The following is a 26,299-nucleotide window of genomic DNA, read 5'->3' as shown; positions in this document are numbered from 1 at the left end:
GGAGATTTGCCGGGGTGGAGCGTTGCAGCGCTCTACCTCCCGCCTGGTCGCGGGTGTCAGTTGGACGGTGCGCTCACCGGCTGATAAGGATCGAACTTGACGGCTTCGAAGCCGAAGAAATCATTGACCTCGAGCATGCGCATCTGGATCGGCTCGATTTCATTGGGGTAGAACACGTCGGACGCCTTGCCGACATCGCCAAAGCCGCCGCTGTTTGTCGGCACCACGCCGAGCATCTGGGGCGGGACGCGATGCGAGGCCAAGATATCGTCGCGTGTCGTGTTCTTGATGCCGAGGAACTCATCCTTCGCTGCGGCTTCGCCTACCGGGATGATCTGGACGCCGTCCTTCTTACCGTTTGGCGCGTTGATGAACAGATTGCGGAAATTGCCGACGCCCTTGCTCTCGCGCAGGGCATTGCGGATGCCGTCCACGTCCTGATCGTTCATCGTCGCTTCTGACAGGTACAGAATGAAGCCCGCGTGCGACCCATTGAGATAATAGCGGCGGCGGAAGAGCGTGGCGGCTTCATTGAGAAAACCCGACTGCATCGCCGCCAGATATTCGGGTAGGCCATAAATCTCTTGAGAGACATCGGGTTCCATCAAGTGGCATACGCGCCCGTTTTCGAATTCATGCTCCTGCCCGAAGCCGTTCAAAAAGAAGAACTGCCCGTCCTTCAGGCCGCGTCGCGTGTTCAGCGCCAGCGAATGCTTGAGCGTCATGATCTGGCCGCGCATATTCGGTACGCCTTCCAGATAGGCATTGCCCATCGTCAGATAGTCGAGCGCGAAACGGCCGAAATTGTTGCGATCGAGCTGGGGCGAGGGCACGAAATTCCGGAGCAACAGGTTGCGCTTCACGTAAATGGCGCTGCTATGGTGCGGCGACACCCGGAATATCCGCGCCAGTGATTTGAGCGGCACCGGCGGATCATAATAGCGGCCATTGTGCCAACACTCGATGTAGTTCAGCAGCTCGTGCCGATCGATGACGCTGACCGCGTCGCCGAAGCTGAAGGCGATGGCCTTACCCTGGGCAAGGTCCGCCGTGCTGCTCTCGACAACGGCCACGGATTGGGTTTGGTCGGTCATCCAAAAAACTCCACGCTGGATTGGGTCGGCGCGCCGTCGCTGGCGTCCATGGGTTCGCAATAGATCGCATGCAGCAGCGCCCAGGCGAGATCGCCATGGCCCGTCTCGGCCGAGCGGCGCGCGACATAGGTCAGCATCTTCTGGCCCTTGGTAAGCTGCGGATGGATCGACATGAGCGCGGCGGCGAGATCGCTCCAACCGGCGTCGAACTCGATACGGCGCTTGGCGAAGACGTTTTTGGCCTTCAGCACCATCTGGGTCTTCACCAGCGGCGAATAATCGATCCGGCGCGCGCGCGGGAAGAACTTCTTCACGAGCTGATGCACCGCCGCGCCCATGCCGGTGCCGTCGATGGCAATTTCCGTCACGCGATACTTCTGCCGGAGCCTATTGATCTGCGCGGCCTGCGCCTCGAAATCCATGCCCTTCCACTGGTGTTTCTCCAGCACGCGGAACTTGCCCTTGGCATTCTCCGGAGGCGCGACAACTACGCAGCTTGCGTTGTCACCGTCCTCGCTCTCTGCCGGATCATAGCCGATCCAGACTTCGCCATTGCCGAAGGGCCGCAGTGCGTAGGGCTGGAAGTCCCGCCACGTCGCGAAGCTGTCGACCGTGCACGGCTTGAGCAGCGCCATCGGGAAGCTCGATGCGCTGTCGTCGATAAACTGGCAAAGAAAGAGGTTGTCGAATTCATCGACCGAATATTCGAGCCGCAGCTCCTCGACATCGGCAAGGTCGTAGCCGCCTTCGATCGCGTCCTCAATCGTGACGACGTGCCGCCAGATGCCGTCAGGCCCAAGGACGCCGTGCTTCAGCGCCGCGTTGCTGACATCGATCTTGACCCGGTTTTCCTTGGACCGGCGCTTGTTGAAGCGCTCGCCCGTCCACATCGGATGCGCTTCATGTGCAATGGTGGACGGCGTCGAAAAATAGGTTTTGCGGTAGCGCTTTTGCGTGGCGATGGCCGACGCGACCTTATTCAGCTCTTCAAAGCCGAATATCCAGAATGCTTCATCGATATAGACGTCGCCATGATATCCCTGCGCCGTGCGATAGTTGGTGCCAAGGAAATACATGGTGAAGGGCGCGAGCTGTTGCCCGTCAGGATCCTCCCCGCGCTCGATAACCAGCTGCTCGCCCGTCAGGCGCTTGCCAGTGACCTCAAAAACGAATTCGAGGATGTATTGCCGGAAGATATTGGCCTGCGCGCGCGAGGCGGACAGGAAAATCTGATTGTTGCCCGTCTTCAGGCCGTGGACGAGCGCTTCGCGGGCGAAATAGAAGGTCGCGCCGATCTGACGGGATTTGAGCAGGAATCGCGTGCGGCGGCTGACATTCTTCCACCAGGTCTCCTGATGGCCGAACATGCCGTCCACCATCGCGGCTTCCAGCGCCGCCGCGTCCGCGACCGTCAGCAGGTTCTTGGGCGTCTTCTTCTTAGGCCCAGCGTTGCGATTGGCGACCTTCTCATTGAGATCGCCCTCATGGCCGCCCGGAGCCTCATAGCGGCGCACGCGGGCTAGGCGCTCGATCTGCCGGGTCAGCAGGTCGATTTCCTTGAAGTCGCTGCCGGATTTCTGCTCTTTGTAGATCAGGCAGTTGAGCCGCATATCGAGATGGTCCTCGATCCGGCGGATGACGGGATCATCGTCCCAATTGTCGCGATCTTTCCAGCTCTGAACCGTAGTCCGCTTGAGCTTTATTTCGTCGGCAATCTCGCTGACGCCCCAGCCCCGCCAATAATAGCCGCGCGCGATCCGCCGTGCATCGAAGGGAATGCTCCCGAAGATCGGCATCAGGGCCGTTGTCGTGTCGATATCCTTGCGCGGCATGGTCGCCGGACACTGACGCACCCGCGCGTCCTGTTCGCCGCGTCCCGTTTGTAATGCGCGTCATCACAAATGCGGCGCGTTGCCCTGAACCCCCTTTGGCGGGCCAATGCGCAGGTAATCCGCTGCTAGTCCGAACCCCCAAGGGAGCCACCATGGCAAAGACCAAATTTTTCCGTGTTGCCGTCGAAGGTCCGACCGTTGACGGTCGCGTGATCGAGCGCAGCCACATTCAGCAGGCAGCGGACGCCTACAATCCGGCCACCTACACCGCGACGATCAATTGCGAGCATCTGCGCGGCTATTCGCCGACGCCGCCCTTCAATAGCTATGGCGCGATTGCCGAGATGAAGGCCGAGGAAGTCGAGCTGAACATCGGCGGGAAGACTGAAAAGAAGCTCGCTCTGTTCGCCAGCTTCGACGTGAACGATCAGGCCAAGAAAATGAACAAGGACGGGCAGAAGCTGTTCAGCAGCATCGAGATCGTCCCGAATTTCGCCGCCAGCAACAAGGCCTATGTCGTTGGCCTAGCCCTGACCGACAGCCCGGCCTCGCTCGGCACCGAAATGCTGCAGTTCAGCCGCGACGACAAGCGTAAGGACAATCTGCGCACTGTCGAGGAAATCGAGATTGCTTTCGAGGAAGGCGAGGCAAAGGACGATCTTACCGGCCTTTTCGCCGGGATGCGCAAGTTCTTCGAAGGCTTTAGCGTGCCTAAGGCCGACCCAGTGCCGCCTGTTGTCATTGTGCCGCCTGTAATGGACGATGCACCCACTTCCGATTTCGCGGCCTTCGCGGCTCAATTCGGCGAGGGCATGACCCAGCTGGCGAACGCCATGGAAGTGACCGCCAATGCCACCAACGCTCAAGTGACCAAGCTGGCGACTGACCTCGGCGCGCTCAAGAAGGACTTCGAGAAGACCCCGCAGCATGGTTACACCGCGCGCCGCCCCGCCACCGGCGGCGACGGTGTCGTGATGGCCGAATGCTGACCTGATCCGCGTCCGCTAACCCACACATCCGATTTTCAGGCAGGAGCCTAACCAACATGCGTAACGACACCCGCAAGCTCTTCAACCGCTTCATCGAGCAGATCGCGTCGTTGAACGGTGCGGAAGATGCGACCCAGAAGTTTGCCGTGGAACCTTCGGTTCAGCAGAAGCTGATCGACAAGAAGCAGGACACCAGCGCTTTCCTGCAAAGCATTAACATCGTTCAGGTGCCTGAGATGAAGGGCGAGACGCTCGGCCTCTCTGTCGGCAACCCGATCGCCTCGCGCACCGACACGTCCGGGACTGGCACTCGTCAGACCAAAGACCCCAGCGGCCTCGATTCCTTTGGTTACGAGTGCTTCCAGACTAACTACGATACGCATCTGCGTTATGGCAAAATCGACATGTGGGCGAAGTTTCCCGACTTCCAGACCCGCATTCAGAACGCCATCGTTCGTGCGCAGGCCCTCGACAATATCCGCATTGGCTTCAACGGCACCAGCGCCGCTGCTACCACTAACGCCACAAACAACCCAAACCTGCAGGACGTCAACATTGGCTGGCTGCAGAAGATGCGCACCCAGAAACCCGCGCAGGTGATGACCGCAGGCACGAAGGTAGCGGGCAAGGTCACTTACGGCCCAGGCGGCGACTATGCCACGCTGGATGCGTTGGTGTACGACTGCGTCAACGAGCTGCTGCCGGTGTGGGCGGCGGAGGATACCGAGCTGGTGGCGATCGTCTCGCGCGATCTGCTGCATGACAAATACTTCCCGCTTATGAACGAATCTATCGATCCTACCGAGCAGATTGCCCGCGACGTCATCATGTCATCCAAGCGCCTTGGCAACCTGCCTGCCCAGCGCGTGCCTTACTTCCCGCTGGGCAAGGTGTTCATCACCCGACTCGATAACCTCTCAATCTACGAGCAGGAGGGCAAGCGCCGCCGCCACATCAAGGACGTGCCAGAGCGTGACCGGATCGAGGACTATCAGTCCAGCAATGACGCCTACGTGATTGAGGATCACGACTTTTCCTGCCTGATCGAGAACATCGAATTTAAGGCTTAAGGTCCGGGGGGAGGGGGCCAGCAGCGAGCGAAACCGCGTCTCCTGCTGGCCTCATTCGTTTCCATAGCCTCACAAGGACATCCGCATGCTAAGTCCCGCTGCCCGCCACCGCATCGAAACATTGGCCCGCCTTGCCGCCGAGAAGTCGGATAGCGAAGGCATCGCAGCTCCGCGCCCGGAAACGGGGGCGGAAGCCACCGAATATGAGTTGATAATGCAACAGCTCGGCAACGATATGCGCCAACTCTCCGACATTCAGTCACAGGAACTGAAGATCGAGGCGAAGCGCGCGATGGTCGCCAGCTATGCCGATCACGTCGCGGGCGCGCTCCACGCCGCCGATGCGACCGGCAAGGCGGTGCAGGACGAAATCCTTGTCACGATGATGATCTGGAACTTCGACATCGGCGCATGGGACTATGCGTTGCTGCTCGCCGAACACGTCCTGCGCTATCGCCTGACGCTGCCCGATCGTTTCAAGCGCACCGCCGCCACGATGATCGCCGAAGAAGTGGCGGAAGGCGCGTTCGCCGCGTTCCGGATCGACACCGATTTCCCGCTTGATGTCCTGCAACGCGCTCTCGGCCTTACCGAGGGCTATGACATGCCCGACCAGGTGCGGGCTAAGCTCAACAAGGCCATCGCGCTGCAGCTTCTGCGCGTGGCCACTGCGGCCGAGGAAAAGGGTGACGGACCCGCAGGCGGTCCCACTGCTGCCCGCAGGCAGGCACTCGCCCATTTCCAGCGTGCGCTTTCCCTCGATTCCAAGGTTGGCGTCAAAAAGGACATCGAAAAACTGACGGCTCTGCTGAACAAAGCGCCGCCGGAAGATGCTGCCGACCACGCTTCATAAGCTCGCCCACCGGCGCCGGGGGGCGGTGAAGGGAACGAACCTCAACTTTCGTCAGTCCATTGCCCTGATCCCCACCCCCCACTTCATTCTGAGGATCCTGCCATGACCGGCTTCGTATCGTCGCCTCCGCCGCCCGCCTCGCCTGCAGGGGCAGAGATCGCATGCGGCCCGTTCTGGCCCGACATCGACATCAACGTGTTCCGCGATTCTATGCGGGTCGGGGGGCAGGCGATTGTGGACGCCCGCATTCGGCAAGCCTTGCTCGGCGCGGTCATCACAGTTGACGGCGAACTTGCCACATGGCGCACCTTTCAGGACGTGCTGGGCTATGCGTCGCTCGCCGACGTGCCATCGCCTGCGATCGGCGGCACGAAGCGCAACCTTCATCTGTGGCAGCGGGCGGTGTTTGCCTATGCCGCTGCCGATCTGATCGAAACGCACCGCGACGTGACGGCCGCCGCCGATGGCAAGGCCCGCGCCGAGACGCAGGCCGAGACGCCTGACGATCATCGCCGCAACGCCATCCATGCCATTCGCGACATTCGCGGCGTGAACCGCACGGCGGTCGAGCTGATCTGATGGCATCCGACACGATGACGGCGAACGTGCATCAGGGCGAAACGCTCGATGCGCTCGCCTGGCGTATTCTCGGCGCTGGCTCGGGCACCGTCGAACAGGTGCTTGAACTCAATCGCGACATTGCAGGCGTCGGGGCCGTGTTGCCTGAAGGCAGAGAAGTCGTGCTGCCGCGCCTGACGACCGCGCCGGTGCAGGAACGAAAGATTGTACAACTCTGGGATTGATGCAATGAAGAAGCTCGATAGCCTGCGGGCGTTCGTGACGGCGGCGCTTCCCGAAATCGCTCGATCGCCGGAGCTGCTCACGATCCATGCCGCCAACGGCAAGCTTGCGATGCGCCACGGCCCGAACCTTGGCTGGGAATATCGGTACCGGCTTGTGATGACCGTCTTCGACTATGCCCAGGCACCCGAAAGCCTGTTCTTGCCCGTTCTACTGTGGCTGCGCGTTAATCAGCCCGAATTGCTGCTCAACCACGATACCGGTGCACAGGCGATCAACTTTGTGGTCGATGCGCTGGATAACGGCATGGTGGATATCGAATTGCAGATTGATCTGACCGAGGCCGTGGACGTGCAGCCGCGCGAGGACGGCACCGGCTATGACATGACGATCCGGGACGAGCTGCCCATCACCGGCACCGAACCGCTGGATGGTGTTGATCCCATCACCTTGCTGAAGCGCATCTACGCCGATGGAGCATTGCTGGTCGGCTATCCCGACGCCACGCCATGACCGGCGCGGGCGAGCTTGCCGAGCTGGAAGGCTTCGTCGGCGGCGTCCTCAAAGGTCTCGACAGCAGTGGCCGGCGCACGCTCCTGCGGAAGGTCGCGCGCGATATCCGGCGCGAACAATCGGCGCGCATTGCCGCGCAGAAGAACCCGGATGGTTCGTCCTTCGTGCCGCGCAAAAAGCGACAGCCTCAATCGGAAGGGCCGTACGCCGTGCGATTCTTGTACCCAAGCGGTGGCGCGCCACGCGCGGTGTTCATGAAGAGCTGGGTGCGCGAAGGCCCGTTGCTCACCGGCTACGACATAGAGGCGGGCGGCATGCGCAGCTTCTTCTGGGACAAGATCACCCATTGGCTAGGAGTGCGGGCCGAGGATCAGAACAAGTCGGCGGGCAAGCTGCGCCGCCGATCCACGATCCGCCAGCGCGCGATGTTTCGGCGTCTGCAGGGCGCTGTGTTCTTACGCTCTGGAGCAAGCGGCGCCGAAGCTTGGGCGGGCTTTGCTGGCCGAGTCGCGGCGGTGGCGGAGATTCATCAGGAAGGCCTCTCGGATCGGCCGTCCGTGAATAGCAAGGAAGTTCGCTATCCCATGCGAGAGCTGCTCGGGCTGAGCGCTGAAGATCGCCAGAGGCTCCTTGATGCGGTGATTATGCATCTCATCCGCTGACCGCTTCGCTTGTGCAATATGTCTCTTATACGTCCAGATGAATAAGGAGACTGGACACAGGACGTCCAAAGTGGCTGCTATTGCGCTATGGATCTCGAAGGATGTGCTCGCGCAAGCTGAATAGCGCCAGTGGAGCGAAAACCTGACCGGCTCTAAGTAAACACCAACGACGCATGTAAATTGTCGCTAGAATCTGTACCAATAAGGAAAATTATTTGAGTAAATATGATAGCCGAAGCGGCGGAAAGCGCGACTTTAAGCCTCATTTCGACTCCCTACAAGAGGAAATCGTACACGCGTTTTCTTCGCACTTGCTTGGAGCCGCTGCGCTGTTCTGCCCTGATAGGTATAACGGCAGCCTAGAGCCTGCGGACGTTGTATGGGTTGCAAACCGCTGCGCGATCTTGATGTATATGAAAGCCGGCGGCAAATCCTTTGAACACAAGCGTGACGGTAATTTACGTCAAATGAAAGGATGGCTCAGGCGATGGCAGCTTGGTCAGCCACTTACGGGTTGCTCCTTTTCGGAAAGCTATAGTTTTATGTTCGATGACGTTGACCATATCGTCGGACTCTCCATCGTCGATGGCGAAGATGTCTGGTGTGAGTATCACGCCGACCAAGTGAATGCGCTTCAGCATAGAAAGCTGGCCGCGTGCGCTACACTCACCGGCGGCATCGTGAGGCAACTTGCCGAGATAGGAGCCAGTCCGCGCGACTTGCTCCGCTTGTTGGGTCGGTTGCGGGCCGAAGGAAGGAAAACTTCTGACCATGAGACTAGCCAGAGCCTAAACGCTTATACCAACGCTTGCCTGTTTAACGCGGCACAGGACGTTAAAAGTAAGGTGTCGTTCCAGCATCGACGTCAATATGATATGCCATTCACATTCGAGATGGTGATGCGTGTCATGGATGGAATGAAGAGCCATGAAGCGGCCAAAGATCACTCTCATATCGGCGCTGACCTTCGTTTACGTGACAAGGCTTGGATTGCTTGCGCAGCGGCGACGTTGGAAGCAATACTGCCTGATAAAGGGCACTTCGGAGTGGCCATGTTGGGCCTCCACACTCAGTCTGGCATTTACAGACTCCAATGTTTCGCGGCGTTGAATATGAAACTGCAGTCGGAGAACATGGACCGCACTATTTTAAGAGGGCCGGGGCTTAGTCTGTACGCGACCTTCGACTTAGGAATGGATATTCCGATTAGAATGATGACGATAATGCCACGCCACCAGAAAAGCCTGCTAGAGGTGGAGCTTGAAGCCTTTCGGCACCCGTTAACCGCCTGAGTGATCGGAGATCCTAAGTAGCTCCATGTTGAGCGCCATTCTGGCAGCAGCAGCGCGACGTATAAAGTATGTACAAGCTAGCAGGGAACACCATGATAATCACCAATCGTAATCCCTGCGGAATCGTGACTTCGTTCGAACCTACGACATTAGCCCCTCTCAGCATCTTGGTTGGCCCAAATGGAGTTGGAAAATCGCAGTTACTTGCTGCCATAGCTGGCGGAGATGTGGCAACTGATGTGGATGGATATGTCAGTTCGGATCAAATCGTTCTTCTAAGTCGAGAAAGGCCGGTCGGCCACTCGATGGCGCCCGCAGCAACACGGTTTGGGAATTTACCAGATCCGGGTTCTGTTTCTCGGCAGTTAAAGTCAACGCATGAGGCGCTTTTTTATAGTTATTCTAATCGGCTTGCAGATGCTGTTGGCGTTCATCTCAATGACTTACAGAATCGTGAAAACAGCGTGTGGAGACGTGGATTTGCTGCTTTTGTCGAGGATTATGCAATTAATGATAAGAGTGAGCGATTTGAAAAAGCAAAGGCGGTATTTGACGAGTTCGACACGACATTTTTTACAGATAACTATGACCCGCAAAGTTGGGATCATCACTCGATAACGTTCTTCGCAAAGCTTAAGGAATGCATTGCAAGGGGTTTGGATCCTTACGATCCGAACATCTGGGATAGTCCTGGATTTGTAGAACTGGAGACTGAACGCGTTTTTGAGTTGAATATATCCAACTTGCTGATGAGTTACATGGACGCTGAGTTCCGGAATGACATCCAAGCCGCACGCGATCGAAGGAATGGCACGAATTTGGCATTAGAACCCGACCAATTTGCTAAACGGTATGGGCCACCACCTTGGATAGAAATTACCCGAGTAATCCAGTCTTTCGGTCTTAATTACGAGGTAATCCCACCTGATCCTCCTGAGCATGCACAGTCCCAGCTCCAATGGATGCTGAGACGCGTCGGTTCGCGCGCGCCTCTTAGTTTTCAACAACTTTCTTCAGGCGAACAAGTTCTATGTAGCTTTGCACTTTCTATTGCGAACTACGACCCTGTGCGCCACAATTTTGTTTATCCGAAAGTATTGTTGTTGGATGAGATGGATAGCTCCCTGCATCCCGAGATGCTACAACGGTGGTTGTCAGGTATTCAAGCGGAAGTAGTTGATCGCCTTGGTATATGCTGTCTTTTGACAACCCATTCACCTGTAACAGTGGCGTTGGCACCAGAAGACTCAATCTTCGAACTCGTGCACGGCGAAATTCGACCAAAGCCTGTGAAGAAACAAGATGCTCTGAATAGGCTAACAGTAGGTGTTCCGACGCTTTCTATCGAATACTCCGGCCAAAGACAAATTTTCGTTGAAAGTAACACGGACGTGGAATTGTATGGAGTAATTTTAGATCGATTGAAGGGGCAGCTCCTTTTGCCGCACTCGCTAACATTTTTGAGCACAGGCATCTTAGATAGGCTTGGGCATGAAACAAACGGAGGGTGTCAAAAGGTCGTTGAGCTAGTGAATAAATTTCATGAAAACGGTAGCCAAACGGTTTGGGGCTTAGTTGATTGGGATTTATCGAATGACCTTAGAGGAGAGCGTGTCGCTGTACTAGATCATGGAGGGCATTACGGGATCGAGAACCTTGTGTTGAACCCACTCCTCATTGGAGCATTATTGCTTCATAAGGATGAACGACTTCCAGGAATCGATCTCACCTTCATGGGACTCAGTACCGCTGATTTAGGCGATCTTCAGTCGGTTGCTGATGCCGTACAGAATTCGCTCATGTACCCATCCGAAAGCCTCATGGGTAGAGTTCCGGTTGAATTTCATGGTGGATTTACTCTACAGGTTGACGAGGCCTTTTGCAGGACGAAATGTCACGAGATCGAGGATTTGCTTCTTCTGCATTTTCCAACGCTTAAGAGTTATGTGAGGAGTGATAAAGGAAAACTTCCTGCTTTAGCCGTTCGGCATGTAATAAAGAATCTGCCTCAGTTCTGTCCAAAGCCTATATGCGATGCATTCGAAAAGTTGGCGGCATAGATCATAGGAAAGGGGGATCCGCCGCTGAATTTGGCCTAAGCTTAATCTACAGGGCGACTTGGAATGCGACAACTTCTAGTGCACCATGCGTAGGTCTAGCAATAAAAAGGAGGCTTCAGAAGTCCACTCTTTCCGTATCGGCCGTCAACACGCCTTGTGCCGCATCGATCGCCGCGCCTGTCGGATTGGTGAACCTCACGCTGATCGTCGCATCGGCGGATACCCACGCCTGCGCGATAGTCAGCCCGCCAAGGTCGCCTGAAAAATGCGCCGTGGTTCGATATTCCGAAGCCTCCGACAGCAATAACCCCGCGATATTCGGGTTCGCCTGCATGTTGATCTGCGCACCGGACGCGCCGACGTTCACGCCGGGAGCGGGGCTGACCGTGTAAGTCCCTGCGCCCCCGGTGCCGCTACCCAGCGCCGAAATGCTGATACCTGCCGGGACGCCGGGTCCGACAATAGGCACGCCTACTTCCAGAGGCCGTCCGCTGGCGCTGGTCACGGTCATCGTACCGGCAGCGCTGATGTATCCGATAAACTGCGCATAGCCGATGGCAATCGTCAGGCTCGCTCCGGCAGCGATGCTAGGCGGATTGAATGTCAGCTTCGCCTTCAGCTTCCGGCCACGGCTTGGTGACAGGGTCGCAGTGGTCGCGGTTGACGTATTGCTGATGAGCGGCATCGCCGCAGTCCGGCCAACAACGATCGGGTCTTCATGAATTGTGATAGATGGAACGCCCGCACTGCCTGCATAGCGAACCAGCGCCGGAGGCTGACTGTTCGGTGTAGCCGACCCACTCAGGATTTTGGGTTTCCCCGCGATCGTCAACTGCGTTCCCGCGTTGTCGAGCCTGATGTTGCTCGAAGTCACGCCCGCAGGTGTGTTCCGGTGATCGAACACGCCGCCGTCGATCAGCACCTTACTAGCCCCTGCGCCGACGCGGATCATGGCGTCACGGGCATCACGGAACTTGCAGTTGTGCAATTCATACTCCGCCGGGGAGCTGATGAAGACGCAGATTTGGTTGCTCGACCATGGCGATGCGGTGAAAAGCCCGTCACTGCGGAATCGCAGATTGTCGAGAACGACTTTCGGGCCGATGGCCCCAATGATGCTGTCGTCCAGCAGCCCATAAAGACCGAAGCCCGTAATCAGCCCGTCTTGATAGTTGGTGACCGGCTGGATTCCCGAAGCGAAACCTGCGGTCAGCCCTTTATTCGCCTCATAAACTCCGATCACTGCGCCGTTGATGCGGAAGTTCTTGATGGTCGTGTTGATGCCACGGTTTTGTAAGCCGACCGATTGAGTAGTTACCCGCTTGCCATGCGAGGGGAAGTGCACGTCGATATCCGTGAAGGTCATGTCGATACAGCCTTCATGCGTATCGAATGCCGCCGACCAGGTGTTGACCGCCTTGCCTGTTACGGTGCCGCCCTGCACCGTGCCGCGCTTCCACACGGACGAGAACGCGAAAGCACTGTTCGGATAGGTGTTCGTCGTCTCCGGATGGCGGCAGTTGCGGGCGAAAACCTTGACATAGGAATTGGTGTCGGCGGCAATCAGTTCGACGCCGTAGCCATAGGCTTTCTCCGTTCCGGCATCGTTGGGCAGGGAAAGCACGTCGACCTCGAAATAGCCGCACCAGCTGCTGTTCGACTGAAATGCCCGGCTGTAGGCGGAATGGACCGTGGCGCGGATGAAGGGCGATTTGACGCCGAACAGGTCGACCGCAGGAACACGTGCTGCAGCGCCAAGAACGCCATCGGGATTGCCGAACGCCTTCACGCCGATGCCGTCCCACGTGAACGCCGCATCGGGCATCTTAGCGATCATTGGGCTGGTGACGAAATTATAGTAAAGCTTGGCGTTCGTCAGGATGTAGGCGGTGGAGGCTGCTACGGCCTTCACCGATCCGCCGACCAGCAGGTTTTCGCCGTTTAAAAACGTGCCGCTGATTTCCGTACCGATGATGACGCCACTGGCGGCACCCCATTTGGAACGCACTACCATCGTCGCGCCTGACGTTTGGCCAGTCACGAAATCGTAGTCAGCGAATGCGCTGCCGCCCGAGTAATTAAGCCCCAGGCCGCGTACCTCGATCAGGTTCGAAAGGAACACTTTGCTCCCCACGCTCCACGCCTGCTCCGACCACGGATAATAATCTTGCGAAAACAGCGAGAAGACGTTGCCCGCCTTGATGCCGAGAAGGTGCGCCGGATTAAGCGGCTGAATCTTGGTCAGTCGATCGCCGTAGACATCCGTGGCGCTGTCGCTCAGGACGACGACGGAACTTAGGTCGACGGTATTCACCGCGATTGGCGTTCCAGCGGTGCGCTCGACTGTCAGCGCTGCAAACCCCGGCGATTGCACGAGGTTGCCGGTGCCGATCAGGTGCACGTCCTGATCGGTGATCTTGTCAATTCCGGTGAGCTTGGTCGGATAGTCGCCGGTTAGCAGGATTGGCACGCCGGGCTTCTTGTCGAGTGCGCGCAGGAAGGCGGCAGTGAAATCGCTGTCGCTGCTTTTGACGTAATATTCCGGCGTATGGGTAAGCCCCGCCTTGAGCAGGGCAGTGATCGACATGCCGCGATTGGCGGGAAAGAAACTCATTAGGCGATCCCTTAAATTGCGGCCAGAACGGAGATGCGCTGTCCCTCGCGAACGAAGATCATGCCTACGCGACCGTCGAACCAGAATTTGCCATTGGCCTGCGTCGCGACAGCGCCCGCGCCGACGGCAATGCGGGCGTTGTCACCGTCGATCGACAGCTCGTATAGACCAGCGCCAAGGTCAGCGGTGTGCTGCTCGCCAAGGGAGAAATCCAGATCGATGCTGTTGCCGACATGGCCGGGAAGGGCGGCAATGATATTGCCTGAAGACGTGGCCGGAACGTCGCGACGGCCCACGCTGTGCTTGGTGATATAGGCCTTCGCCATCGATCATTTGCCCTTCTTGGGAGTGGTGTCATGCTCCGCAGCGGCGACGGCCGCCTGCAGCGATGTCAACGTGTTCCGGATGCCGCCCGCGACATCGTAGAGATCGAGCAGGCTCCCATAAGCCTCTTCGCCCGTCATGCGGTTGATCGGTTCGCCGCCGTCCTGCCCAGCGTCTTGGTCAGCGCTCCGCTGCACCTTCGGCAGCTCCGGAGGCGGGACCTTCAGGTGCGCCGGGATCACGTCCATTGGCAGCGGCTTGCGCACGGTCGAGGAGACGCACGCCGTCAGCATCAATGCAGACGTTGCGATACACAGGGCGCGCAGTGACTTGGTGGCTTTCACGGATGATCTCCCGAACGGTGTCCCGTCGCGCCTGGTCGGCGCTAAGATGATGAATGGATTCCTGCTCGATCGCGCCGCGCAGCCTGTCGCGAGCGGCATTAGCCTTCGCGACGTCCTGCAGGCTGGCAAGGCGCTCCCGGCTTCGGCCGGTGTCAAGACCATGGAAGTAGCCCGCAGCACCGGTCATTGCCGCCAGCGCCAACGCTCCGGCGGCAAGGTAGCCCGATCCGATCACTTGGGCAGGCCCGCGAAATAGGGCGCGCCGCCGGTGGGGGTGCGAAGCACGCTCTTGCGCATCTGGCGCACAGTCGCGCTGGTATGCACCCAACCGGCATTGGGATCGCTGGGCGACCATGCTTCCAAGATGAGCTGGTCGAACGGCAGAGTGTCGCGAATCCAGCGGGCGACCGTGATATTGGGAACGCCGGTCACTTCGAAATCCGCCGCCTCGCCGCGCCCATGCTGGCTCGCGGGCGTGAAGATGCGGAAACCCGACGTGACGCGCACCGGGCCGAACTTCGCCCGAACCGGCTCTAAAATGTGAACGCACAAATGCCGCAGCGCTGCGATCTGCGCCGCGTTCGGATCGTTCGCGATGCCGCGCGCCTTGGCGGTGTCGCTGTGCAGCAGCTCGCGCAGCGTGAAATGCGGTGTCAGTGCCAGCGCCAGCGCCAGTGCGCGATCATCCCTCAGCGCGCGTGCGACGTCGGCGAAGATCGTGGGCGTCCATGTTGCATCTGCAGGCAAGTGACGGCCCTGAAGATAGGCGGAGAGGTTCACGATTGTTTGTCCTCAATCTGTGCGCAATGGCGGGCATGTTCGAAGCGGATGGCGGAGCGGCTTGCGATCCAAAGAGCGCCGATCGCGACGATCAGGCTGATGCCTCCACCGATGAAGATCACGTCCATCATGGCTCGATCCCCAAGCGTCGACGCGTGATCGTCTGAACCGCATGCAGGAAGAAACCGAAGCCTAGCGCGCCGAGCAGCATGGAGATGATGACGCTGACCACCGGAGCCAGACCGCCATAGACGGTGGCGGAGACGCCGGTGGTGGCAAAGAACGGCAGCGCGGCCAGCTCTGAGTAAGTGAGCCAGCGGCGGCGGCGTTGCCAGTGCAGCGCCGCCTGCACATCAGCAGGCGGATCGTCAGAGAGTGCGAACAGGACCATGCCGAGCTTGGCGGAGACCGCTGCCAGCGCGGCAAGGCCGGAAAGCACCCAAAGGATGGCAAGATCATATTTGCTCATGGGATGACGATCCCCGCGCGGGGGCCACCTTTCCAGCGCGCCAATTTGTAATGCGCCCCATCACAAATGGCGATGGATGCAAGCGCGGCGCGGGCAATGTTTGTTCAGCGGATGACCGGCAACGCGACCTTCTCTGCAATCGATCTTTCGCGCCTGCCAGCGCCGGATGTAGTCGAACCGCTCGACTATGAAGCGATCTATGCCGAAATGCTGGCGCGGCTCCGCACTTTCATCCCCGATTTCGACGACAGTCTAGAATCCGATCCGGCGGTGAGAATCCTTCAGGTCGCGGCTTACTATCGCCTGCTCGATCGCCAGCGGGTAAATGACGCGGCGCGGGCGGTGATGGTCGCTTATGCCATGGGCAGCGACCTTGACCAGCTCGGCGCGGTCTTCGGCGTCCAGCGCCTGATGATTGCGCCTGCGGACGTGTCGAACAACCTGCCTGCGGTGATGGAAAGCGACGACGATCTGCGCCGTCGCATCGTGCTTGCGCCGGAAGGGTATTCTGTTGCCGGACCTGCAGGCGCCTATATCTTCCACACGCTGAGCGCTGATCCGGCGGTTCTCGATGCCTCGGCGACCAGTCCCGCGCCGGGGCAGGTGGTCGTGAGCGTCCTGGGCAGGACGGGCAGCGGCGCGGCATCAGCGGGCCTGCTCGCTGCGGTCTCAGCAGCTCTTTCCGCAGAGGACGTGCGCCCACTTACCGACGAAGTGATCGTCCAGTCCGCGACCATCGTCAATTACGCCATTGACGCCAAATTGCGGACTTACCCCGGACCAGATGCGACGATCGTCATCACCGAAGCCAATCTGCGCCTGACGGACTATATGGCCCGGCAACGCCGCATAGGTCGCGACATAACGCGCTCGGGCATCTTTGCCGCTCTCCATGTCGACGGCGTGCAGAATGTGACGCTCGATCTTCCTGCGGCAGATATCGTCATCGGCGAGACGCAGGCCGCGTACTGCACAGCGCGCAGCGTCACGCATGTGGGCACTGCCGAATGACGTTGCTGCCTCCCAATGCGAGTGCGCTGGAGAAGGCAATCGAGGCGGCGGTACTGGAACCTGCACTGCCTGTTCCGCTACGTTCCCTTTGGACGCCACAGACATGCCCCGTTGGCTTGCTGCCTTGGCTGGCATGGGGGCTGTCCATCGACAGTTGGGACGCGACATGGCCCGAGCCGGTACAGCGTGCCGTGGTGGCGAACGCCATCCTGCTGCAGCGGAAGAAGGGCACCGTGGACGCGGTGCGCCGCGCCGTTGCCAGCTTCGGCGGCTCTATTTCGCTGAGAGAATGGTGGGAGACTTCGCCGCGCGGGACGCCGCACACCTTCACATTGCTGCTCGCGCTAACCGGTGCTGCTGAGGGCGCGGTGTCTGCGGATTATATCGACGCGATCATTGCCGAAGTCTCCCGCGCCAAGCCGGTCCGCTCGCACTTCACCTTCACGCTCGCGCTCGATGCGGTGGGCCAGGTCGGCCTGATCGCTGTGGCGCGACCCACCGTCTACGCGCGCCTGTCGTGCGCCGCCTGAATGCCCGAACCTAGGAAAGCCGCCTGATGAGCCTCACGATCGTAGTCACCAATGCTGGCAGAGCCGCCCTCGTGAATGCAGCGAACACCGGCACTGCGCCCGTGACGATCGCGAGCTGCGGAATTTCGGCCACGGCGGTCGTGCCGGGGGCCGGTGCCACTGCGCTACCGGGCGAAATCAAGCGCATCAGCACGCTGTCCGGTGATGTCGTGGCGGATGACACGATCCATCTTATCGTCCGTGACGCAGGGGCTGATGTCTTTACCTTGCGCAGCTTCGCGCTGTATCTGGCGGACGGCACGCTGTTCGCCATCTATGGCCAAGCGGCCGTCATCCTCGAAAAGTCGGCACAGTCGCAGATGCTGCTCGCGCTGGACGTGCGGTTCGCCGATGTCGCCGCGAGCAGCCTCACGTTCGGCAACACGAATTTCCTGAATCCTCCGGCGACGACAGAGCAGATCGGCGTCGTAGAGCTGGCGACGGCTGCGGAGCTGTTGGCGGGGATCGATACCGAGCGAGTGCCCGCTTCTAAAACGATCAAGGACGCGGTGTTTGCCTGGTTAGATGCGCGCTTCGGAGCGAACAATTCCGGCATCTGGCACCCTGCCAATGATGGCGCGGGTAGCGGCCTCGACGCTGATCTGCTCGATGGTCAGCAGGGGAGCTATTATAGCAATATTCCCGCTCGCTTGGGCTTCACGCCCGCGAACAAGGCGGGCGAGACGTTCACGGGTCTGGTGAGCGCCCCAACCTTCAACCTGACTGGCATTTCCAATTTTGGAATATTCAGCTCAGGCGGCAATCCGATCATCAATTTCGATGTTAACGATTATGAGTATTTCGACCGCGGAGGTAACTCTTATCAATGGGTAATCGGGGGAGTGGCCCGAGGTTCGCTGGGAAGCGATGGATATTGGAACGGCGCAGGTTTCCGGGCGGGCGGCAACTCCGCTTGGCATGCAGGAAACGATGGAGCGGGTTCCGGGTTGGACGCGGACATGGTCGATGGCAGGCATGCGTCCGACTTCATGATTCTCGCTGGCGACGAAACGGTATCGGGCCGGAAAACGCTCAAAGCGAATCGAACGGGTAACTTCGGCATGTCAACGGGCACAGGTGGTCTTGGCGAAGTTGAAGTCCAGGGCAACGGCGTCGGCGCGGCAATGATGACGTTCCATCGCCCCGGATCTTTCGCCGCTTACTTTGGCCTCGACATGGACAACGCATGGCGCGTGGGCGGTTGGAGCATGGGAGCACAAACTTTCCGCTTATGGCATGAGGGGAATGATGGCTCGGGATCAGGCCTAGACGCCGATTTGCTGGACGGACAGGACAGCAGCTTCTTCACGAACATCCCGGCGCGTCTTGGCTATGAGCCTGCACGCCGATCCGGCGATGTCTTCTATGGCGACATCACGACATATCGCACCGGAGCGACTAACACCGGCGTTATCTTTCTGGGTAGCGGCACCGGCAAATATCTCTACTTCGACGGCGGCAGCTATCAGATGCCCGGTGCCGAGATGTTCTTGAACAGCGGGCGGGTCTGGCACAGCAATAATGACGGCTCTGGCTCAGGCCTCGATGCCGATTTGCTCGACGGCTACCACGCATCATCCTTCGATCCCATCGTTGCCATAAACCTTTCGAGCAACGGCTACATCGCATTTGCCTCGGGTCGAAAGGAAACATGGGGCACCCTGACCATCGGGCAGGATCAGTATGCGACCTACAATTTGCCTGTCGGGCATAGCAGCTGGGTTCATCCGACGTTTGGCCTCTCCTCGCAGGGCGGCAACACGCAAATCCAGCAGAACACTGGCATTACGTCGATCAACGGCGCGCCGCCCAGCAGCATCACATTCTGGAACGCGGATGACCGCGTCGTCACCATCTGGGTCAGGACTATCGGCGTCTAATCGCCAGCAGTAGGAGCAAGATTATGAAAACGACTATTGGCGCATTCGACGCCGCTACGAAGCAGGTGAAGGTCATCTTTACCGAAGGCGAAATCCGCCACGAACGGCCCGTCAACGCGGTGATGAAGGACGGCAACTATGACAAGATCGCGACCAAGGAGCGCGTCGCCGAAGTGGCGCGCGGCGTCGCGGTGAAAATCTCGGTCGGCGCGATCAGCACGCCGCCCGTGCTGGAACTGCCTACCGAGGCCGAATAATCGCGGCCATGGGTTTGTAATGCGCGCCATCACAAATGGCGCTGCTGGCAGGGGCGGGCGTGACGTGGAACGTTCGGTCCCATGGCGCAAGCTGATGACGATATCCCCGGCCTGCTGGGTGACCTGATCCGCTTCGGCACTGTCGAGGCGGTCGATCTTGCGCACGCCCATGCGACGGTAAAGACCGGAGAGGTCGTTTCGCCGCCCTGCCACTGGCTTGAACTGGCGGGCGGATTTCGCACGTGGATACCGCCCACGGTCGGCGAACAGGTTATTCTGATCTGCCCAGAGGGCGATATCGCTGGCGCAGTCATCCTGCGCGGCATCTATTCGGATGTCTTTCCGCCGCTCGCGACCGATGGACGGCTCAGTTTCGCCACGCCCGACGGCACTACCATCGAATATGATCCGGCGACGCATGCCATGACGATCGTGTTGGCAGCGGGTTCGCTCTCGATCACAGCTCCGGAAGGCGTCTCCGTCACGGGCGACTTGGACGTGACCGGCAAGATAACCGCAACGACTGATGTCGTCGGCGGCGGCATTAGCCTGAAGAACCACAAGCACGGTGGCGTGCAGGCTGGCGGCGCGCAGACTGGTGCACCGGCATGAGCGGCATGCATCGCGGCACCGGAAAGCGCCTGACTGACGAAGCGCACATAGCGCAGTCGATCGGTGACATCCTGACCACGCCTGTCGGTTCCCGCGTCATGCGCCGCGAATATGGTTCACGCCTGCCTGAGCTGATCGACAAGCCGATGAACGCGGCAACGCGCCTGCTAATGGCGGCCGCGAGCGCTGGCGCTATCCGACGCTGGGAACCGCGCGTGCGCCTCTCCCGCGTGCAGCTCACGTCCGGCGGAGCGGATGGATCAATGGCGGTGCTGCTTACCGGCACGCGCACCGACTTGCCGCTCTCGCCCCAACTGCAACTTCAGATCGCGCTTTAGCGTCAAGGTAAAGGAACGCCCATGCCTATCATTCACGGTATCAAGGTCACTGAGATCAACACCGGCGCACGCGCCATCGCTGCGCTTTCGACGGCCATCATTGGCCTGGTTGCGATCGCGACGGATGCCGACGCCACGGCCTTTCCGCTCGATACCCCGGTACTGGTGACCGATGTCAGCGCTGCTATCGGCAAGGCAGGGGCGCAGGGGACGCTTGCAAAGGCGCTGGATGCCATCGCCGATCAGTGCAGCCCGATCATCATCGTGGTACGCGTCGCGCCCGGCGTGGATGCTGCAGCAACGCGCACCGCCATCATCGGCACTACAACCGCTGAAGGGCAGAAGACCGGCATGCAGGCATTGCTCGCGGCGGAATCGCAGCTTGGCGTTCGCCCGCGCATCCTAGGCGTGCCCGGCTATGACGATGAAGACGTGGCGGCGGCGCTGGTGACCGTGGCGCAAAAGCTGCGCGGCTTTGCTTACTGCGCGGCGCAGGCCGACACGGTGGCTGAGGCCATCACCTATGCCGATGGGTTCGGACAGCGCGAAATCATGCTGATCTGGCCGGAGTTTTCTGACTGGACCGGCAGCGCCGTGGCCCGCGCGCTCGGGCTGCGCGCCCGGATCGACAGCGAGACGGGTTGGCACAAGACGCTCTCCAACGTACCGGTGAATGGCGTCACCGGACTCGCCCGACCCGTGCAGTTCGATCTGCTCGGCGGCGCATCGGAAGCGAGCCTGCTGAACGATGCCAACATCACGACGCTTATCCGTTCGGACGGCTTTCGCTTCTGGGGCAACCGGACCATGTCGTCCGAGCCGTTGTTCGCCTTCGAAAGCGCCACGCGAACCGCGCAGGTGCTTCAGGACACCATCGCAAACGGGCTGCTGTGGGCGATCGACAAGCCGATTACCGCCGTTCTCGTGAAGGACATCCTCGACACGATCAACGCGGAATTCCGCAAGCTGCAAAGCCAGGGGCGCATCATTGGCGCGAAGGCTACCTACGACCCGGCGGCCAATCCGCCTTCCTCGCTGGCCGCTGGGACGATCGTCATCGACTATGAATATACGCCCTGCGCGCCTGCGGAAGCGATCCTGCTCAATCAGCGGATTACCGACCGCTTCTATGCGTCGCTGTCCGATCAGCTCGCCCAGCTCGGCTGATTCGCAACCGCACCTTATACACCGGAGAATAAGCCATGGGCCTGCCCAGCAAACTGAAGAACATGAACCTGTTCAACGACGGCCAAAGCTATGTCGGCCTTGTCCCCGAAGTCTCGATCCCGAAAGTGGCGCGCAAGTTCGAGGACTATCGCGGCGGCGGCATGGATAGCGAGATGGCTATCGACATGGGCGGCGAGAAGATCGAATTTGAATGGAAGGCCGGTGGCCAGATCGACCAGGTGTATCGCCAGTTTGGCGCGGTCACGCACGACGCCGTGCAGCTTCGCTGGATGGGAGCTTATCAGGACGACAACACCGGGCAGGTTCGCGCCGTCGAAATTCTCGTGCGCGGTCGCCATCAGGAGATTGACCCCGGCACCGGCAAGCCCGGCGACGATACCGAGCAGACCATCAAGACGATCGCCAGCTACTACAGGCTTCAGCAGGACGGTCAGACGCTGATCGAGATCGACAACCTCAACATGATCTTCATCGTCAATGGCGTCGATATCCTCGCCGAGCAGCGCAACGCCATAGGACTGTAACGGCTCACCGAACTTCGCCCCGGCGTGCAATCATGCGGACGCGCCGGGGCGGAGACCAAGATATCCGCATGGCCACAAGGAAATCCGCATGAATGACATCACCTCTGCCCCGGCAGAACCGAAGAAGCGCATGACGCACGAAGTGACGCTCTGCGAGCCGATCGTGCGCGGCGAAACCTCGATCGACAAGCTCACCCTGCGCAAGCCCAAGAGTGGCGAATTGCGCGGACTTTCCCTCGCTGAGCTGCAGAACGCGAACGTGACGGCGGTCCTCAACCTGCTGCCCCGCATCACGCAACCGCTCATAACGCAGCAGGAAGCCGATGCCCTCGAGCCGGAAGACCTCAGCTCCTGCTGCGGGGCCGTTATCGATTTTTTGCTGACATCGGAACAACGGGTGATGGTGGCGGAACTATTGAAGGGCTGATTGCCGACCTCGCCATCATCAACGGTTGGCCGCTCGAAAGGCTCGAAGCGATGACGTTGGAAGAGCTGCTGATGTGGCGCGGCCTTGCGGTCGATCGATGGAATCGCATGTACGGCGAACGAACCAAGGGATGATCGAGTGAACAAGAACCTGCGCATGATCGTCAGCTTCATCGGCAATGATAAGCTTTCGGGATCCTTGCGCTCGATCATTGGCCTTGGGCAGACCGGAAGCCAGAAGCTCGCCCTGATGAAGCGCAATGCCCGCGATCTGGAAGGCGAGCTGCGCGGCGTGCAACGGGAAATGCGCGCCTCTACTGGCAATGTCAGCGAGTTGCTCAACCGGGAGGCGGACCTTGAACGGCGCATCGCCCGAACGAACGGCGAAATGGAGCGTCAGGTCAGGCTGCTCGCAGCGTCGAACCGCGCCTCTGCTGTGCGCGCGAAGGGCGATGCCCTGAAGTCCAGTGGGCAGGGCAATGTGGCGGGCGGCGTCGGCCTTGCCGGTTCGCTCTATCTGGCCGCGAAAGGCGGCATGGACTTTCAATCGGGCATGACAGACATCGCCCTGAAGGCGAATTTGACGGCCCAACAAACCGCGTTGATGCAGGCCAACATACTTGGGGCCGCGCGCGCTGCACGGCAGTTGCCCGAGGACATGCGCGCCGGTGTCGACGTGCTGGCAGGGTTCGGCATGACGCCTCAGCAGGCTGCGCAGATGGTCGGGCCGATCGGCAAGGTGGCGACGGCCTATCGCGCGGAAATCGCCGACCTGTCCGCCGCAGCGTTCGCCAATTTCCAGAACCTGAAGGTGCCTATATCGGATAACGCCAAGGCGCTGGAGGTCATGGCGTCTGCAGGCAATGCCGGTGCCTTCGAAATCAAGGACATGGCGCAGTATTTCCCGTCGCTCACCGCGCAGGCGCAGGCGTTCGGGCAACATGGCGTCGGCGCAGTCGCGGACCTTGCTGCGGCGGCACAGATCGCGCGAAAGGCGACTGGCGATTCCAGCAGCGCGGCTAACAACCTCGAAAACTTGATGGCCAAGATCAATACCGAGGACACCATCAAGAAGTTCAAGGAATTCGGCATTGATCTGCCAGCGTCGATGAAGAAGGCTTATGCGCAGGGCAAGACGCCGCTCGAAGCCATTGCCGAGCTGAGTAACAAGGCGGTGGGTGGCGACCTGTCTAAGCTGTCGTTCCTGTTCGGCGACATGCAGGCTCAATCGGCATTGCGCCCCCTGATCCAGAACATGGAGGAATATCGCCGCATCCGTTCGGAAGCATTGGCGAGCAAGGGAGCCGTCGATGCTGCTTTTGCGCGCCGGAGTGAGGACGCCGCCGTGCAGACGCGCTCGCTGGTCGGCAACCTTCAGCGGCTCGCCATTACAGCAGGGCCGGTGTTGCTCCCCGGACTGGTGAAGCTGACGCAAATGCTCATCACCGTGACGGACAGGGTCGGCGCCTGGATGCAGGCGAACCCTCGCGCCGCAGAAACAATCTTCCAGTTGGTTGCCGGTCTGGCCGCCTTCAAGATTGCGCTGGGCGTTGGCCAGATCATCGTAGGAGGGCTGCTAGGACCACTCGGCAGCATCATTGGTTTCGCGCCGCGCCTGTTGTCCGCGTTCGGCATCATGCGCGCCGGTGCGATGCTGCTCGCAAGGGGCATTATGCAGGCAGGCCTGATGATGCTGGCCAATCCCGTTGTGGCTATCATAGCCGCGATCGTCGCTGCTTTGGCCCTCGCTGGCTACATGGTCTACAAGCATTGGGGAACGATCAAGGCGGCGTTTAACTCGGGCGTGGCCTATCTCAGCGGCCTTGCCGGGCGGTTCATGAGCTTCGGGCGCGCGATCATGGACGGGCTGGTGAACGGCATCAGCTCGCGTGTCGCGGCGATCCGTTCGATGGTGACCGGGATCGCGGGCAAGGTCGCCGGTTGGTTCAAGAACGTGCTGGGCATCAAGTCGCCGTCGCGCGTCTTCATGGGGATGGGCGGACACATCACCGATGGCCTAGCAATCGGCCTCCAGCGCGGGCAGGGGACGGCCATGCAGGCGGTGCAGCGTATCGCCACTGGCGTCGCGGGCGTTTCCATGGCGGTCAGCCCCGCTGCAATGGCTTCCGGCGGCGGGTCAGGGTCTCACATGCCGCAGCTGGCCCCGATCAGCCGGGCAGCAGCAGGCGCTGGCGGGACGCCGCGCGGTGGCAAAGGTCGCGGCGGAGGGGGCTTCGGTCCCATCACGATCCATATCAATGCCGCACCTGGTCAGAATGCGCAGGATATCGCCGCCGCCGTCCGTGCCGAGCTGCAGGCCGTCGCTAGTCAGCAAGCCGCCTCGGCCCGTTCGGCCTATGTCGATGATTAAAGGACACTCGCAATGATGATGGCGCTTGGCCTGTTCATCTTCGAAATCGGCACGCTGCCCTATCAGCAGCTCCGTCGCAGCTGGCAATGGCGGCATGCGTCGTCGGATCGCTTCGGCGCGCTACCGGCGGCGCAGTTCGTGGGGCCGGGACCGGAAACCTGCACGCTGTCCGGCGCGCTCTATCCCGGCGTGATCGGCGACTACAGCTCTATCGAGACGATCAAGGCCATGGGCAACCGCGGCGATGCCTTCACGATGGCGTCCGGCGTCGGCGAAGTGCTCGGGGACTTCTACATTCGCAGTCTCGATCTGGATGCCGACACCTTCTTTCAGGACGGTGTCGCGCGCAGGGCGGACTTCACCCTTAATCTGGAACGCGCGGCATGAGCGATACTGGCTCGACGCGAATGCCGATTGCAGCGTGGCGCGTGACGCTCGACGGGCAGAACCTGACCGACAAGATGGGTCCGCGCCTGATATCGCTAACGATCGCGGAGAAGCGCGGCGACGAAGCCGATCAGCTCGATATCGTCCTGCATGACGCCGATGGCTTGCTGGAAATCCCGAAGTCCGGCGCGAAGCTTCGCGTGGCGCTTGGATGGAAACAGGGCACCGGACTGCCCGTCGGCCTGATCGACAAGGGCGAATTCAAGGTGGACGAGGCCAGTTTCTCTGGACCGCCCGATATCGTCACGATTCGCGCCCGCTCAGCCGACCTGACAGACAACTTCCGCGTCCGGAAAGAGCGCAGCTTTGTGGGGAAGACGGTGAAGACGATCGTCAGCGCCATTGCAGGCGACAACGGTCTGACGCCAAAGATCGACGACTCGCTTGGCGCGAAGGTCATTCCGGCGCTGGGCGCTGGCGCTAAGAGCGATGCCGCGCTGCTGCGCGCGCTGGGAAAGCGGTTCGACGCCGTGGCGACGGTAAAGGCGGGGACGCTGATCTTCGCGCCCATCGGCAAGGGCGCGACCAGTGGCGGCACCGCACTGCCAACCGAAACGCTTGATCGCAAGCCTACGGAGCGGATCGAATACAGCCGTGTTGAACGCGATCAGCATGATGGCGTGGAAGCGACATGGCATGACAAGGCCACAGGCACCCGCAAGACGGTGAAATCCGGTCACACAGGGCAGGGGAAACCGAAGCGCATCCGCAAGACCCATGCTAGTGAGACGGACGCGCAGCAGGCGGCGGAGGCGGAAAACGGACGCATGAACCGAGCCAAGGCGAAGGCGAGCTATACGCTGGCTTATGGTCGACCCGACATCTTTCCGGAGCGGCCAGTCAAGCTCACCGGTGTCAAAGCAGAGATCGCCGAGCATAACTGGCTTGTGGCGGAGTGCAGCCACAGGATGGACGGGCAGGGTGGGCTAACTTCTGCCATAAGTCTCGAGTCGTCATGACAGTGGTCCGCGCGTCTCAT

Annotated in this window: 31 protein-coding genes; 22 read left to right on the top strand and 9 right to left on the bottom strand. The window is 60.0% G+C overall.

Going from position 1 to position 26,299, the window contains the following annotated elements; genetic code table 11:
* Positions 1-56 precede the first annotated feature (56 nt).
* Together C1T17_RS16530 and C1T17_RS16525 are read right to left on the bottom strand one after the other, a co-directional pair.
* Positions 57-1,094 (bottom strand): phage portal protein, encoded by a 1,038-nt coding sequence (locus C1T17_RS16530; RefSeq protein WP_104954384.1) that lies wholly within the window; start codon positions 1,092-1,094, stop codon positions 57-59.
* Positions 1,091-2,890, bottom strand: coding sequence for a terminase large subunit domain-containing protein (locus C1T17_RS16525; RefSeq protein ID WP_223262950.1), 1,800 nt, complete (start codon positions 2,888-2,890; stop codon positions 1,091-1,093). The genes C1T17_RS16530 and C1T17_RS16525 overlap by 4 nt, the downstream gene beginning before the upstream one ends.
* Before the next feature lie 188 nt (positions 2,891-3,078).
* Here C1T17_RS16525 and C1T17_RS16520 point away from each other — a divergent pair, with 188 nt between their 5' ends.
* The 9 genes from C1T17_RS16520 to C1T17_RS16480 all read left to right on the top strand — a co-directional run bounded on the left by C1T17_RS16520 (position 3,079) and on the right by C1T17_RS16480 (position 11,166).
* Complete coding sequence (locus C1T17_RS16520) at positions 3,079-3,915, top strand: GPO family capsid scaffolding protein (RefSeq protein WP_189338384.1); 837 nt, start codon at positions 3,079-3,081, stop codon at positions 3,913-3,915.
* A 56-nt stretch (positions 3,916-3,971) separates the two neighbouring features.
* Positions 3,972-4,985 (top strand): phage major capsid protein, P2 family, encoded by a 1,014-nt coding sequence (locus tag C1T17_RS16515; RefSeq protein WP_104954381.1) that lies wholly within the window; start codon positions 3,972-3,974, stop codon positions 4,983-4,985.
* 85 nt (positions 4,986-5,070) lie between these two features.
* Positions 5,071-5,838 carry a phage terminase small subunit gene (gpM, locus tag C1T17_RS16510; RefSeq protein WP_104954380.1) on the top strand — a complete coding sequence of 256 codons (768 nt, stop codon included), beginning with the start codon at positions 5,071-5,073 and terminating at the stop codon, positions 5,836-5,838.
* 102 nt (positions 5,839-5,940) lie between these two features.
* Positions 5,941-6,417, top strand: coding sequence for a head completion/stabilization protein (locus C1T17_RS16505; protein WP_104954379.1), 477 nt, complete (start codon positions 5,941-5,943; stop codon positions 6,415-6,417).
* Entirely contained in the window at positions 6,417-6,641 is a 225-nt protein-coding gene (locus tag C1T17_RS16500) for a tail protein X (protein WP_223262653.1), read from the top strand. The genes C1T17_RS16505 and C1T17_RS16500 overlap by 1 nt, the downstream gene beginning before the upstream one ends.
* Before the next feature lie 4 nt (positions 6,642-6,645).
* Complete coding sequence (locus C1T17_RS16495; protein WP_104954378.1) at positions 6,646-7,152, top strand: phage tail protein; 507 nt, start codon at positions 6,646-6,648, stop codon at positions 7,150-7,152.
* Entirely contained in the window at positions 7,149-7,814 is a 666-nt protein-coding gene (locus tag C1T17_RS16490) for a phage virion morphogenesis protein (protein WP_104954377.1), read from the top strand. Before C1T17_RS16495 ends, C1T17_RS16490 begins: the two co-directional genes overlap by 4 nt.
* A 215-nt stretch (positions 7,815-8,029) precedes the next feature.
* On the top strand, positions 8,030-9,106 hold the full coding sequence (locus C1T17_RS16485; protein WP_104954376.1) for a hypothetical protein: 1,077 nt from the start codon (positions 8,030-8,032) through the stop codon (positions 9,104-9,106).
* Between the two features lie 92 nt (positions 9,107-9,198).
* On the top strand, positions 9,199-11,166 hold the full coding sequence (locus C1T17_RS16480; protein ID WP_189338383.1) for an ATP-binding protein: 1,968 nt from the start codon (positions 9,199-9,201) through the stop codon (positions 11,164-11,166).
* A gap of 115 nt (positions 11,167-11,281) precedes the next feature.
* On the opposite strand, the gene C1T17_RS16475 is transcribed toward C1T17_RS16480, so the two are convergent.
* From C1T17_RS16475 to C1T17_RS16450, 7 genes are read right to left on the bottom strand one after another with little or no spacing between them, the layout of a single operon-like run.
* Entirely contained in the window at positions 11,282-13,780 is a 2,499-nt protein-coding gene (locus C1T17_RS16475) for a hypothetical protein (protein WP_104954374.1), read from the bottom strand.
* 11 nt (positions 13,781-13,791) lie between these two features.
* On the bottom strand, positions 13,792-14,106 hold the full coding sequence (locus tag C1T17_RS16470; protein ID WP_104954373.1) for a hypothetical protein: 315 nt from the start codon (positions 14,104-14,106) through the stop codon (positions 13,792-13,794).
* 3 nt (positions 14,107-14,109) lie between these two features.
* The gene (locus C1T17_RS21395) at positions 14,110-14,301 is read right to left on the bottom strand and encodes a hypothetical protein (RefSeq protein WP_189338382.1); all 192 of its coding nucleotides are present in this window, start codon (positions 14,299-14,301) and stop codon (positions 14,110-14,112) included.
* Entirely contained in the window at positions 14,285-14,683 is a 399-nt protein-coding gene (locus tag C1T17_RS21390) for a hypothetical protein (RefSeq protein ID WP_189338381.1), read from the bottom strand. The genes C1T17_RS21395 and C1T17_RS21390 overlap by 17 nt, the downstream gene beginning before the upstream one ends.
* A complete protein-coding gene (locus C1T17_RS16455) occupies positions 14,680-15,228 on the bottom strand; it encodes a D-Ala-D-Ala carboxypeptidase family metallohydrolase (RefSeq protein ID WP_189338380.1) in 549 nt (182 codons plus the stop codon). The genes C1T17_RS21390 and C1T17_RS16455 overlap by 4 nt, the downstream gene beginning before the upstream one ends.
* Positions 15,225-15,359, bottom strand: a complete 135-nt coding sequence (locus C1T17_RS21925; protein WP_262982708.1) for a hypothetical protein — start codon at positions 15,357-15,359, stop codon at positions 15,225-15,227. Before C1T17_RS21925 ends, C1T17_RS16455 begins: the two co-directional genes overlap by 4 nt.
* Entirely contained in the window at positions 15,356-15,697 is a 342-nt protein-coding gene (locus C1T17_RS16450; RefSeq protein WP_104954369.1) for a hypothetical protein, read from the bottom strand. Before C1T17_RS16450 ends, C1T17_RS21925 begins: the two co-directional genes overlap by 4 nt.
* A gap of 72 nt (positions 15,698-15,769) precedes the next feature.
* Between C1T17_RS16450 and C1T17_RS16445 the strand changes: the two genes are divergently transcribed.
* The 13 genes from C1T17_RS16445 (at position 15,770) to C1T17_RS16385 (ending at position 26,279) form a co-directional block, all read left to right on the top strand.
* Positions 15,770-16,708, top strand: coding sequence for a baseplate J/gp47 family protein (locus C1T17_RS16445; RefSeq protein ID WP_223262949.1), 939 nt, complete (start codon positions 15,770-15,772; stop codon positions 16,706-16,708).
* Complete coding sequence (locus tag C1T17_RS16440) at positions 16,705-17,238, top strand: phage tail protein I (protein ID WP_104954368.1); 534 nt, start codon at positions 16,705-16,707, stop codon at positions 17,236-17,238. Before C1T17_RS16445 ends, C1T17_RS16440 begins: the two co-directional genes overlap by 4 nt.
* A gap of 26 nt (positions 17,239-17,264) precedes the next feature.
* Positions 17,265-19,157: a hypothetical protein gene (locus tag C1T17_RS16435; protein ID WP_104954367.1), complete on the top strand. Its 1,893-nt coding sequence runs from the start codon at positions 17,265-17,267 to the stop codon at positions 19,155-19,157.
* A 23-nt stretch (positions 19,158-19,180) separates the two neighbouring features.
* Positions 19,181-19,414 carry a hypothetical protein gene (locus C1T17_RS16430; RefSeq protein ID WP_104954366.1) on the top strand — a complete coding sequence of 78 codons (234 nt, stop codon included), beginning with the start codon at positions 19,181-19,183 and terminating at the stop codon, positions 19,412-19,414.
* Between the two features lie 81 nt (positions 19,415-19,495).
* Entirely contained in the window at positions 19,496-20,026 is a 531-nt protein-coding gene (locus C1T17_RS16425; RefSeq protein ID WP_104954365.1) for a phage baseplate assembly protein V, read from the top strand.
* On the top strand, positions 20,023-20,364 hold the full coding sequence (locus C1T17_RS16420; RefSeq protein ID WP_104954364.1) for a GPW/gp25 family protein: 342 nt from the start codon (positions 20,023-20,025) through the stop codon (positions 20,362-20,364). Before C1T17_RS16425 ends, C1T17_RS16420 begins: the two co-directional genes overlap by 4 nt.
* Before the next feature lie 21 nt (positions 20,365-20,385).
* Positions 20,386-21,531: a phage tail sheath subtilisin-like domain-containing protein gene (locus tag C1T17_RS16415; protein WP_104954363.1), complete on the top strand. Its 1,146-nt coding sequence runs from the start codon at positions 20,386-20,388 to the stop codon at positions 21,529-21,531.
* A gap of 35 nt (positions 21,532-21,566) precedes the next feature.
* Positions 21,567-22,076 carry a phage major tail tube protein gene (locus C1T17_RS16410; RefSeq protein ID WP_104954362.1) on the top strand — a complete coding sequence of 170 codons (510 nt, stop codon included), beginning with the start codon at positions 21,567-21,569 and terminating at the stop codon, positions 22,074-22,076.
* Positions 22,077-22,164: 88 nt separating this feature from the next.
* Entirely contained in the window at positions 22,165-22,503 is a 339-nt protein-coding gene (locus tag C1T17_RS16405; RefSeq protein WP_223262652.1) for a phage tail assembly protein, read from the top strand.
* Entirely contained in the window at positions 22,428-22,637 is a 210-nt protein-coding gene (locus tag C1T17_RS22020) for a GpE family phage tail protein (protein WP_317617072.1), read from the top strand. Before C1T17_RS16405 ends, C1T17_RS22020 begins: the two co-directional genes overlap by 76 nt.
* Positions 22,638-22,641: 4 nt before the next feature.
* The gene (locus C1T17_RS16395) at positions 22,642-24,873 is read left to right on the top strand and encodes a phage tail tape measure protein (RefSeq protein WP_104954360.1); all 2,232 of its coding nucleotides are present in this window, start codon (positions 22,642-22,644) and stop codon (positions 24,871-24,873) included.
* Between the two features lie 12 nt (positions 24,874-24,885).
* A complete protein-coding gene (locus tag C1T17_RS16390) occupies positions 24,886-25,260 on the top strand; it encodes a phage tail protein (RefSeq protein WP_104954359.1) in 375 nt (124 codons plus the stop codon).
* Complete coding sequence (locus tag C1T17_RS16385) at positions 25,257-26,279, top strand: contractile injection system protein, VgrG/Pvc8 family (protein ID WP_223262651.1); 1,023 nt, start codon at positions 25,257-25,259, stop codon at positions 26,277-26,279. The genes C1T17_RS16390 and C1T17_RS16385 overlap by 4 nt, the downstream gene beginning before the upstream one ends.
* Positions 26,280-26,299: the final 20 nt, after the last annotated feature.

The sequence above is a fragment of the Sphingobium sp. SCG-1 genome, from assembly GCF_002953135.1.
Lineage (GTDB): Bacteria > Pseudomonadota > Alphaproteobacteria > Sphingomonadales > Sphingomonadaceae > Sphingobium.
This window is presented reverse-complemented; position numbering and strand designations above follow the sequence as displayed.